Source organism: Mesorhizobium sp. M1227, from assembly GCF_040318315.1.
Classification (GTDB): Bacteria; Pseudomonadota; Alphaproteobacteria; order Rhizobiales; family Rhizobiaceae; genus Mesorhizobium.
The window spans coordinates 1-10,595 of the sequence record NZ_JAMYLZ010000071.1 but is presented as its reverse complement, the minus strand read 5'-3'; the positions used below and the strand labels follow the sequence as shown (position 1 = coordinate 10,595).

11 protein-coding genes and 1 pseudogene are annotated in these 10,595 nt (G+C 59.4%); 3 read left to right on the top strand and 9 right to left on the bottom strand.

Annotated elements, in window-relative coordinates:
* Positions 1-888: 888 nt before the first annotated feature.
* The 3 genes and pseudogenes from NKH28_RS33540 to NKH28_RS33530 form a co-directional block, all read right to left on the bottom strand.
* On the bottom strand, positions 889-1,302 hold the full coding sequence (locus tag NKH28_RS33540; RefSeq protein WP_352981395.1) for a TPR end-of-group domain-containing protein: 414 nt from the start codon (positions 1,300-1,302) through the stop codon (positions 889-891).
* A 15-nt stretch (positions 1,303-1,317) separates the two neighbouring features.
* Positions 1,318-1,770, bottom strand: a complete 453-nt coding sequence (locus NKH28_RS33535; protein ID WP_352503351.1) for a YidB family protein — start codon at positions 1,768-1,770, stop codon at positions 1,318-1,320.
* Between the two features lie 355 nt (positions 1,771-2,125).
* A pseudogene (locus tag NKH28_RS33530) lies at positions 2,126-2,994 on the bottom strand (MBL fold metallo-hydrolase).
* 384 nt (positions 2,995-3,378) lie between these two features.
* Between NKH28_RS33530 and NKH28_RS33525 the strand changes: the two are divergent.
* The 3 genes from NKH28_RS33525 (at position 3,379) to NKH28_RS33515 (ending at position 5,494) form a co-directional block, all read left to right on the top strand.
* Positions 3,379-3,564 (top strand): hypothetical protein, encoded by a 186-nt coding sequence (locus NKH28_RS33525; protein WP_352517812.1) that lies wholly within the window; start codon positions 3,379-3,381, stop codon positions 3,562-3,564.
* 43 nt (positions 3,565-3,607) lie between these two features.
* Positions 3,608-3,883 (top strand): hypothetical protein, encoded by a 276-nt coding sequence (locus NKH28_RS33520; RefSeq protein WP_352981394.1) that lies wholly within the window; start codon positions 3,608-3,610, stop codon positions 3,881-3,883.
* A 972-nt stretch (positions 3,884-4,855) separates the two neighbouring features.
* Positions 4,856-5,494 carry a hypothetical protein gene (locus NKH28_RS33515; RefSeq protein WP_352818725.1) on the top strand — a complete coding sequence of 213 codons (639 nt, stop codon included), beginning with the start codon at positions 4,856-4,858 and terminating at the stop codon, positions 5,492-5,494.
* 21 nt (positions 5,495-5,515) lie between these two features.
* On the opposite strand, the gene NKH28_RS33510 is transcribed toward NKH28_RS33515, so the two are convergent.
* From NKH28_RS33510 to NKH28_RS33485, 6 genes are all read right to left on the bottom strand, one after another.
* Entirely contained in the window at positions 5,516-7,177 is a 1,662-nt protein-coding gene (locus NKH28_RS33510; protein WP_352981396.1) for a DNA polymerase/3'-5' exonuclease PolX, read from the bottom strand.
* Positions 7,178-7,284: 107 nt separating this feature from the next.
* Complete coding sequence (gene ligD, locus NKH28_RS33505) at positions 7,285-9,183, bottom strand: DNA ligase D (RefSeq protein WP_352981393.1); 1,899 nt, start codon at positions 9,181-9,183, stop codon at positions 7,285-7,287.
* Between the two features lie 6 nt (positions 9,184-9,189).
* Positions 9,190-9,438, bottom strand: a complete 249-nt coding sequence (locus tag NKH28_RS33500) for a hypothetical protein (RefSeq protein WP_352981392.1) — start codon at positions 9,436-9,438, stop codon at positions 9,190-9,192.
* 283 nt (positions 9,439-9,721) lie between these two features.
* The gene (locus NKH28_RS33495) at positions 9,722-9,961 is read right to left on the bottom strand and encodes a DUF982 domain-containing protein (RefSeq protein ID WP_352473716.1); all 240 of its coding nucleotides are present in this window, start codon (positions 9,959-9,961) and stop codon (positions 9,722-9,724) included.
* An 8-nt stretch (positions 9,962-9,969) separates the two neighbouring features.
* Complete coding sequence (locus NKH28_RS33490; protein WP_352969105.1) at positions 9,970-10,215, bottom strand: DUF982 domain-containing protein; 246 nt, start codon at positions 10,213-10,215, stop codon at positions 9,970-9,972.
* Between the two features lie 8 nt (positions 10,216-10,223).
* Positions 10,224-10,469, bottom strand: coding sequence for a DUF982 domain-containing protein (locus NKH28_RS33485; RefSeq protein WP_352981391.1), 246 nt, complete (start codon positions 10,467-10,469; stop codon positions 10,224-10,226).
* Positions 10,470-10,595 lie beyond the last annotated feature (126 nt).

Here is a 10,595-nt window from a genome sequence, read left to right as displayed (position 1 = left end):
TTTCGTTGACATTCATCGGCCCCTTCTCATGCAGCAGTTTCAGCATCGAGATCCGCGCCGAGGAGGCAAGCCCCTTGAGCACGGCAATGCCTTCCTCAGGTTCGATCACCAGAAAATTGCGATTCATGAAATCGCCAGTCTATGCTCGTGACAGAGGTTATGGCTTCGCTCATTGCAACGGCGCTGACCGAAACGCCGAGCCGTTGATTTGGTTACATTAAGCCCTTGACCGTCAGTATGCATCGCAAGCCGTACCCGCAAGGATGGTGCGACATGTCTACATTTGTTCTCCGACCGCCAGCTCCTTGTAGTGCGGGGGTGCTTGTCAGTCCGTGGCCTCGATTTGCAGACGACCAGATGCTGGCAGCCACAAAGAGAGGCAGAAGCCGAACACGGAATTGGGGCCGTTCCCCTGGCCAGACCCCCAAGATACGGGACCTCGACGTCGATGTTAGCCGAACCGGCGCGGATGGATGCACAGGATGCGGTTCGCTGAAGTGCGTGCCGCCGTGAAGTACATCATCGGATTCGCCACCCGATAGAGTCGGGACGGGGTTCTACCTATTGCTTTTGAGCATGATCTTTTCCGAAAATCGCGATTCCACTTCTTCGGGATCGCGCCGGCGGCAAGAACGGACCGATGAAGACTCCCGATCGAATCGTCGTCCGATCGAGCTCATCGACTCGCCCGCCTGCCATCGAACCCAAATCTCAGGCGCTGAGCGGCCGAGTAGTAGATGCGACTTCGCTGCTTCATGGCTCACACTCCATCTTTCAGAAAAGAGCGTGTGTTGCTGCGATCAGTTGAATCCGCCACCCAAACCGAACGCGGCTGCTAGGCAGGCCGAAGCTTGTGCAAGTACAGCTGTGCGTCACAAGTCAAGTGAACTAAGAAGCTGCACGAACCGCGGGTGATCGCGAATGGCGTCGAAATGACTTCGTGACGGATTCGTTCCAATACTTCTGACTCACGCTTCCTCCGACGGCTCTTTCCAGGTACCGCACCGCTTCCTCCACTTCCCCGAGCACGGAATACATGCAAGCGGCGTTGTACTGCGTCACGAAGTCGTCCGGATCGATCGCCAGCGCTCTGGCCAGCCAGGAACGCGCCTTCTTCCGCTCACCGATATACGCGAGCGAGGGCGCCGCGATGCAGCGGTGCCGCATTTTCAGGATGGCGGCCAGTTGAGCGTTCGGCGCGCTCGAAACAGACCCTTGGTTCGCGAGCGGATGAAGGCGATCGCGCAGGAGCGTCCCCCCGTGTAGAGTTGCCACCCTGGATCTCGCCTTGGCCGGCTGCATTCCTGGCTGTGTCCCCTAGGATACATTGTCGAGCAGGGTCGACTTATCCAAACCATGTGTCGGCTCGGGCGGCCATTCACCATTCGGCGTCATCTCGTTGACTGTCTCGGGTAGATCCCGCGCAATCCTTCTGATTAGCTCCTCGCGCGAAAGACCCGTCTGCATCGAAATGGACGTGAGTGTACCTTCGTCCATTGCCGCTTGGACGTCCCTTGGCTCAATCGGTTGGTTTGGCCCGCTGCCAACCCACGAGTCGACCTTCGATCCTGCCCCCACCTCCCTGAACCGGTCGAGGATCTCACCAAGGTCAGCCCTCGACACGCCATTCGTTATCTGAGCCAGAATTCTGCGTTGCGGGTCGTTTGGGTTAAGATACCCCGCTCCCGGAATCAATTCACAGAGCTTGTCGCGATTTTGGTATGCCAGAACGCCAAGCATCGCGATCGCCAATCTTCCCAGATTTGCCATTTGGTCTCCTCCACGGTTTGGCCGATGAGCGAAACGAAGCCAAGTCTTGGCGGATGCCGACGCGTGTGTGCTCGAACAACTTCTTGCCGGTCGGCTCACCGGCGGAGAGGACGCGTCCTTCGGGGTACTCGTTTTCCATCTGACGTCTTCTCCTGACGCAGACCTTCGGGGCGCTTTGCCGCAGTCGCCCTGCACCGATCGAGCGACCCTAACCCGGCGCCTCCCGGGTTTGTTCCGCTTGTCAGAGTTTGTCGGCGACGATGGAGAGCGCGACCCGACGGGTAACTCTACCGGCTCGAGAGATAGAGTCTGCCCAACTTGATCATACTTCAGAACGACGGCGGCTCAGTTAGCCTCAGCTACCTAGGACTGCCGCCGGCTCGCGCACGAATTTCAATTTCGGCGGGACGGCGAACACCGTGAACCGCTCAGCCAGGCTATCAAGAGCTTGACGCATGCCCACTCCCGCAGCAGCCGCACCGTGTCCACTGATGACCATCTGCGGGTTCAGGGCTGCCAGGTGCTTCACGGATCTTTCCGCCGCATCCCAGTCCGGCGTGAAGTAGCGCGGCGGACCGTGCATCTCAAGATCCTGAACGGCGACTCGTAGACTGACTCCTGACCGGTGGTGATGAAAGCGTCCCCTACGATCAGCGAGCGGTCCTCCTCGCGCCAGAGCGAGATATGCCCGGGAGCGTGCCCGGGTGTGTGTACCCATCGCCATCCGGGCATTCCGGGGATCGATCCGTCGGCAGGTAAGAGTTCCAAACGGTTGCCAAGATCAATTGGCCCCCGTGGAAAAAGCGGCGAAAGCAGCGCCATCAGTCCACCCCCGACCCAGGGATCCGGTGGCGGATAGGACGCGGTTCCGTCCAGATAGGGGCGCTCGAGTGCATGCGCGAAGACAGGCACGTCCCACCTATTCGCGAGGTCTAAAACCGTTCCCACATGGTCGAAATGGCCGTGGGTCAGGATGATCGCGGCCGGCCGTGCGTTCGTGCCAAACCGCTTTTCCGCGACCGCAAGAATGCTGCCGCGGGACGTCGGCAACCCGGTATCGATCAGCATCCAGTTCCGATCTCCGCTGCCCGGTGCGCCGAAGAACACGACATTGACGATTGCTAGGCGCAAATAGCCCAAGTCCGGTGCGATGCTCCAAGCGCCGTCGCCACGATCCTCGCGCCTGGCGTGGTCGATCTCGGAAAGTCGAATCTGAACGGTCATGTGATCCCGTGCCTCTCTTGTTGCTGAGCAGCCGCTCGAGTCGATCGGCGGCGGTGGTATATCGCCCCGAACTTGGCACGGCCCTCCTTGTTCCTCCTTCGCCACCCAGCTCCGGACAGTCCACCACAGGAACAAAGGCTCGACCAAATCGGTTCGGCATTACCCGGTCGCGCCAGGACGAGCTGGACTGAGCAACGAAGATGGCGCGCGCCCCATTGGATGCGGTATTTCGCCAACGCGGTTCCCGGTCCTAACAAGGCGGCCGAGTTCGAAGCCGACTGCTGAAAGAAGACTTCGAATGAGCGAAGTGGGGCGTATGGACGAGCACCAGGTGGAGGCTCCGGTTCCGCAAGCTTCGCCTATGACTGGTCAAGTTGGGCGCCAATGGTCGAGGCGGCCCGATCGGCAGGTGTCCAGGTTATCTGGGACATCTTCCATTGCGGATCTCCAGACCATGTCGATCAGCGATCGCTGCATTTCATCGATGCCTATGCCTCGTTCGCGGCAGAAGCCGTGAGCGTACAGCGTTCGATCGCCGGAACACCGCCTCTGTTGTGTCCCATCGACTAGATCTCCTTTTTCGCATGGGCTGTTGAGATCGGCTATTTCCCGCGTGGGGCCGAACAAACGTGGATGGTTCAAGCGGCATCTCGTGAAGGCTGCCATCGCGGGTGTTCGTGCAATGCGGGAGATCGACCCCGCCTGCAGATTTGTCTGGGCCGAGCCCCTTATCCAAATCGCTCCTCGTGACCGGACCCGCAGCGAACGGGGTCGGGCCGAAAACGCCCGTCAGGGGCAGTTCGAAGCTTACGACATGTTGCTGGGCCGCGTCGAACCTGAGTTGGGCGGGAGCGAAGATGTTGTCGATGTCGTGGGCCTGAATTTCTAGCCGCACAATCAATGGTAAATAAACGGGCCGACGATATCGATGGGACACCATGAGTACCGCGCTTTGTCGGAAATGTTGCTCGAGGTTGCTCATCGGTACGGTAAGCCGATGTTCATTGCCCAGACCGGCTCAGAGGGATCCGGCGGGCCGGCTTGGCTCCACTATGTATGCCGCGACGAGGTGCGTGCCGCTATGGGTGTCGGAGCATCGATTCGAGGGTATTTGCCTGTACCCGATAACGGCCTACCCGGGCTGGGACAATTCGCGTCATGCAGAGGTGGGGTTATTTTCGGCCATCCACCCGAATGGCACACGCCGCCTCCGTCAGCCCGTCGCGGACGAACTGGTGCATCAGCAAGATCTGTTCACGGCAAACCGGACGCGCTGATTGTGTTGCGACACACCGCAAGGGCGAGCACCGAAGACCAGGGCAAATTACGGTGTATTCCTCAGCCAAAATCGGCGCCACGCGATGCCAAGTGGCATGGGTGCGAGGATGACCGTGCAGCATCAGGAAGCGGTGGCCCCTTCCACCAACCCGCACTCTGAGCGTCGCTTCCGGAAGTTTGATCTGCTCCAGCGAGAAACCTTCAAAACATGCAACTCCCTCCATTCGCAACATTTGCCAAACGTGTAAACGGAGAGGCAGTTCAATGTCGGCTTCCGCGGGATCTGAACTTGCCTTGTATTCCGCGAAGAGGTCGTGAGCCGAACGGCGGCTTTAACTGGTCCCTCGGCAATAACCGGACGGACAGCAAACGGCCCCCAAAAAGCCGCCAGGCGGCGACGCGCCTGATATCGCACTTCGAGATCAACTCTGCCGTTTCCTGTTAGCCGAAGTTGCAAACGGCCCCGCTCACAATCGTGGTTGCGCCTTTGGGCATCGTGGTTCAGACCGCTGGCGGATTAGAACTCTGTTGGCTTTGCGATCGGCTCATCGCTGCCGACTATCGGGGACCTATATAAAGGGGCATGTCCACGCGCCGTAAAATCAATGCAACAGCGAAGCTGATTGGAGAGTGGCCTTTAACCCCGGCTGCAACGTTTGGATCGTCCGTCAGAGCGAGGGGTATTTTTCTCGAAATACGCGCCCGCCTTCCAACGGACTTCAGGAAACTGCTCCATATCGAGTCCCGCGTGCTTACCCTGCGCGTGTCTCAGGGCGCCGAGAATGATGTGCAGGTGGTATTCGGGATCGTATCCAAAGCACTGCAGAATATCGAAGACCTGCCCGTAATCCCCCGTGAAATCGAGGACATTCTGACGATCTCGACGGCCGAACGGCACCGCTGGCTGAAAGATGGTCGCTTGCAGAGCGCCGGGACGAAAACGGTGAAACTCCGCGGGCGGGCAAGGAACATCACCTTTCACGTGTTCGACCCGCAGCACGTGGAGGATGTGCTTGACCGCGACCTGGTAACGGTCTGGCGCGAACAGGACGCAGCGACAGCTGCAGAGAATAGGCGGCGAGCCGCGGGGAAGGCCGCTATGAAACGTGCTCAAAGAAGCGGTCGCGAAACTGCAGCTTCAGGTGGCTATGGCCACGATGAGAACTCGCACTCCAATTTGCGCGGCTGGGAAGATTTTGAGAAGGACGGACTCCTGCACTGATAGGCCGGGCGCACAAGCAGGTTAGGCCGTTTGGCTGCGCCGTGCGAGATGCGCAAGGAGAGCCGTCAAACGCATCGCGTTCAGGACCCGCTTCGCAGGAACACCGCCCTTGCGCGCCATCTCGACACCCCAATGCATGTGGTCGAGCTCGCGGATCGAATGAGCGTCCGGATTGATGCTGAAGATGCAGCCCTGATCGAGTGCCTTTTGATGCCAGCGCCAATCGAGGTCGAGTCGCCAAGGATGTGCGTTGATTTCGACAGCGACGCCGTGTTTCGCACACGCTTTGAGGACTTTGTCGACGTCGAGATCATAACCGGGCCGGCGCAACAGCTGGCGACCGGTCATGTGCCCGATGATTGTCGTCCGAGGATTTCCGATCGCCTCAATGATACGCTCCGTCTGTTCCTTCTTGGGCAACTTGAAGCGGCTATGCACGCTCGCGACGACGAAATCGAACGTCTCCAAGATATCATTCGGGTAATCGAGCGAGCCATCCGCCAGGATGTCCGCCTCGATGCCCTTCAGTATGCGAAATTTTCCATTGTATGCCTTGTTCAGCCGGTCAGCTTCGCGGTGCTGTTCAGCAATCTCCTGCAACGAAAGCCCGCCTGCGTAGTGAGCGGACTGCGAATGATCGGCGACACCATAGTAGTCGAAACCGCGCTTGCGCGTGGCTTCAGCCATTGCCTCAAGCGTTTCGGTGCCATCGGATGCGGTCGTGTGAGAATGCAGGATGCCATGCAGATCTTCATCCCGAATGAGGGCGGGTAGCTTCTGCTTTGCCGCTCGCTCAATCTCGTCGCTGCCTTCGCGCAATTCAGGCTCGATAAACTGCAAGTCTAGAGCTTGGTAGATTTCTTCTTCTGTCGCTGACGCGATCAGCTTTCTCCCACGATGAAGCCCGTCGGCGTTCAGAGTGAATCCCTTGTCGGCGGCGAACGTCTTCAGTTGCTCAAGGTGGTCTGCCGAACCGGTTGCTTCGAGCAGGCTCGCGCCAAAGTGCTTCCGGTCCGTGACAACAAGCCTGAGGGTCGTATCCTCAATACCAGTCGACTTTAAGCCCTGCGCTACCAGAACGAAGTCGGAAACGAGCTCGCAACCGCGCCGGAAGTCGCCTGCAATTTCGACGCGAGAAAACTCTGGATGCTGTTGCTTCACCGATATGACCGCATGTTCGAGAAGGGCGGCGGCCTTGTGCAGGTGAAGTTGCGTTTCGCCGCTTCGCACGATGGCCAGGTTCTGCAGCAGCTTTGTCTGAAGCGCGGCGCCGAGGCCTTTGACTGGGCGTATGCGGTCTTCTCTTGCTGCGGCCTCGAGCTCCGCCAGCGAGTTCACGCCGAGCGCCTGATGAAGCTTCAGTATCTTATCGGGACGAAGCCCGGGTATGGCAAACAGCTCCATCACGCCCGCTGGAACATCCTCGCGCAGCTTTTCAAGGCTCGGGTGCGTGCCGGTTTGGTAAAGCTTGGTCACGATGTCTGCGATCGCGTCACCGATCCCCGGGATCTTGGTGAGGGCGCCGGCGGCGATGATCCGATCAAGCGGCTGCGACAGCGCCGTCAGACTGTCTGCCGCGCGCAAGTAAGCCTTTACGCGATAGGGATTGTCGTCGCGCATGGACGATCGTTGCGCGTATTCCCTCAAAAGACTGGCGACGGTCCTCGGATCGATTTTTGCCATGGCTTCAGCCAAACGAGGCCGATCTCCGCAGGTTCCAATCAGGCAAGGCCATGAGCGCCGCGTTGCCCTTTGAATCCCGGCTTTACTGCCTCTTCCCGCGTCGGACGCTACAGATTGGACAAGGATTGGTCAGCGCGACCCCATCCCGCCAGAGCTTTGGAGGCTGCACGTTTCTTTAATTCAGGAGCATCGCCAACGTGGAAATGAGAGGGCGCATCTATTGTCTTCATCTCCGCCCAGGTGATCGGTGCCGCGACAGGAGCGCCCGGACGTGATCTCGCGCTGTAGGGCATGATCGCGGTCGCCCCGCGCTGATTGCGTAGATAGTCCACAAAGATGCGACCCTTGCGGCGCGCCTTTGACAAGACGGCCGTGAAATGGGCCGGATCGCTCTGGGCGACCGCCTGCGCCAGGCGAGACGCGAAGTCCTTCACCTCTGGCCACTCGGCGCCAGGGGTGAGGGGCGCGATGACGTGCACTCCTTTGCCTCCCGTCAGCATCGGGAAAGTCGTAAGTCCCAGCGATTTAAGGATTGCGCGGAACTGAAAGGCAGCGGCGCGGACGGCCTCAAAATCGAGACCTTCATCGGGGTCGAGGTCGAACACGAGGCGGTCGGCCTTTTCGACATCCTCGATCCGAGCCCCCCATCCATGCAGCTCGATCGTTCCCATCTGGACGCAAGTCATCAGTCCGTCGGCATCGTCGACATAGAGATATGGTTCCTCGTGCCCGTCCTTCTCCGTGATGCCGACGTGGTGGACTTTGTCGCCAAAGCTGCCGGCGTCGTGTTTTTGGAAGAAGCACTTCTTCGCGCGGCCCTGTGGGCATCGAACCAGACTGATCGGCCGGCTGCCAACCCAAGGAAGCATGATCGCCGCGACCGCTGCGTAATAGTCGGCAAGCTGTCCCTTGGTGATGTTGGACTCCGGATAGATGACGCGGTCACGGTTACTTATCGCGATGGCGGTTGTCGCAGACGCGGCGAGATCGGCTGCATGACGTTCCGTCTCGAGCACGACCGCCTCCGGCTTCTTGTCTTCACGGAGACCAAGATAGCTCGGATGTCGTAACGTCCCTTCATTTGTCATTTCGGTGAAGGCAATCTCAGCGACCAGTTTCGGACGGAGCCAGTGTGCGCCGCGCACTTCGGCGCGTGGTGCGTCGACGGTCGCGGCCTTCTGCTCTAGCGGCGCCATGATCTTCAAGAGACGAAGAAGTTCAGCGGTATCGAAGCCGGTGCCGACTTTCCCGGCGTAACGCAGCTTGCCGCCGTCATGAACGCCAAGGATCAAGGACCGAAACGCGCGGACCTTGTCGGACGGCGTCCAGCCGACAATCACAAATTCCTGCCGCCTGATGCATTTGATCTTCAGCCAGCTTGCGCCGCGGGCCGCCACATAACTCGAATCCGCGAGCTTTGAGATGACGCCCTCAAGGCCGGCAGCGCAGAAGCGATCGAGCAGCTCTTCTCCGCGGCCGAGGATATGGTCGGAGTAACGAAGGACCGGATTTTTCGCAGGCAAGATCGCCTCCAGCTTCGCCTTGCGCTCAACAAGAGGAAGCCTTGTCAGATCTTCGCCGTCGAGCTGCAGCAGATCGAACGCATAAAAGTCGATAGTCGCCGGGGCACCCTTCAATGCATTTTGAAGCGCTTGGAAGTTAGATCTTCCTTCCGCATCGACAACCACGGCCTCGCCGTCAATCAGGGCGGAGCGCACCTTGAGCTTGCGAGCCTCGGAGAGGACCGAGGGAAAACGGCTAGACCAGTCCAGACCAGATCGTGTGTAGGCTCGCGCCTCGCCACCGCCGACGGCAACGAGAATACGATAGCCGTCGTATTTCATTTCATGGATCCAACGATCGCCGGCAGGGACCGTGTCCACGAGCGTCGCGAGCTGGACCGGCCGGAAAGCGGGCGGCGCTAAAGTGACCTCGTCACGAGCGGGCGACTTCGCTTGACTAGCGCTCGACCCATTGATTGCCTTACGCGACGTCGGCTTGACCACTCTGACCTAAACCATACTCAGAGACGAAACAGCGTTATCCGCCGTCCAACGCGCGACTACTTCTTTAGTTTCGCTGGCGGCCGTGTTGAGCTTTTCGCGATCATTGCCGACCCGCTTGATTAGCGCCTCGGCCTGAGGCCGTGCTTCCTGCCTCCGGCCCTTCCATTCCCGATTTTTCGCGCACAGCTCACAGGCAATAATCAAGAGCAGGAACGGGCCCTCAAATGCCGCCACAGCGTATCCGGTTTCTGCCATCGGCTTTAGAAGCCTGACATCCGGTTCCGGTCCCCTGTGCGTACGGTTTTGATCTTCTCGTCGAACCCTATGTTCGATTGATGATTACTCGACGTGCCCCATTGACGCCAACTACCTCGCCCAGAGCAGCTCCGATGCCAGTTTCAAGAAGTGCAAAATGGCCCATATATGCGCCGACCAGAGTGAATGCTCTCGTATCCGGGTCTATTTCGAGCAGCGCGGACTTGGTCAGCATTAGACAGCCTAACGGGTCCTTCCCAACATAGCCATGGGCACCGGCCTGCTACTCACGCAGCACCCTCTCCTCCTTGGCAGCAGCCTCGAAAGCCTGACGGACCTCTTCCGGAGTCACACGGTCCTGAAGGGCGTCGGCGCACAGTTGCACAGCCTTCCTCCACTTGGGTCCCATCTTGGTCCATTTCATGAGTTCCTCGGCGGCACCCTCGACGTTGTTGCACCCGTAGGTGACCCCAGGTCGGTCGGTCTTGACGTACACCGGAGGGGAGAACCAGTGGGTTGCCACGACAACTCCTACTCAGGGGAGAGATACATCTTGGCTTCCTTGGCGGCAGCCTCAAAGGCCTTTCGGACCACCTGAGGGTCAATCGGATCGCCCTCTAGGTCTGACAGGCAGAGGGTCACCGCCTTATGCCAGCGAGGCCCTCGCCGGGTCCACGTCTTGAGCTGCTCAAGGGCTGCCCTCGCATTGTTGCAGCCATGCCTGACGCCGGTTTCAGTCTTCACGAACACCGGAGGGACGAACCAATGGGTTGCCATGATACCTCCTACTCAGGGGAGAGATACATGTTGGCCTCCTTGGCAGCCGCCTCAAAGGCTTCACGGACCTCTTGGGGGGAGGCTCTTCCCTTGAACGCATCCACGCAGGATTGGACCGCCTTCGTCCACCTCGGGCCCTTTGTGTCCCATGCCAGGAGTTCCTCGGCGGCTCCCTCGACGTGGCTGACCCCATTGCGAATGCCCGGACGTTTCGTCTTCACGTAGACCGGGGGAGAGAACCAGAGAGGACCCATAAGAGGGAACTTAGAGCGGGAAGTGAACCGCGCCGGGTTTTCCGGAGGCCGTTGCGTTTGAGTCACGCGGCTATGGCTGGTTCATCCAGCATGGCGTAGTAGCGTTCCTCGGCTTCGGCCGGCGGG

Excerpts from the sequence above, each read along its gene's own strand:
- NKH28_RS33525 (WP_352517812.1), top strand. The coding sequence starts at position 3,379 with ATGGTCGAGGCGGCCCGATCGGCAGGTGTCCAGGTTATCTGGGACATC.
- NKH28_RS33490 (WP_352969105.1), bottom strand. The coding sequence starts at position 10,215 with ATGGCAACCCATTGGTTCGTCCCTCCGGTGTTCGTGAAGACTGAAACC.
- NKH28_RS33540 (WP_352981395.1), bottom strand. The coding sequence starts at position 1,302 with ATGCAGCCGGCCAAGGCGAGATCCAGGGTGGCAACTCTACACGGGGGG.
- NKH28_RS33510 (WP_352981396.1), bottom strand. The coding sequence starts at position 7,177 with ATGGCAAAAATCGATCCGAGGACCGTCGCCAGTCTTTTGAGGGAATAC.
- NKH28_RS33535 (WP_352503351.1), bottom strand. The coding sequence starts at position 1,770 with ATGGCAAATCTGGGAAGATTGGCGATCGCGATGCTTGGCGTTCTGGCA.
- NKH28_RS33500 (WP_352981392.1), bottom strand. The coding sequence starts at position 9,438 with ATGGCAGAAACCGGATACGCTGTGGCGGCATTTGAGGGCCCGTTCCTG.
- NKH28_RS33515 (WP_352818725.1), top strand. The coding sequence starts at position 4,856 with ATGTCCACGCGCCGTAAAATCAATGCAACAGCGAAGCTGATTGGAGAG.
- NKH28_RS33485 (WP_352981391.1), bottom strand. The coding sequence starts at position 10,469 with ATGGGTCCTCTCTGGTTCTCTCCCCCGGTCTACGTGAAGACGAAACGT.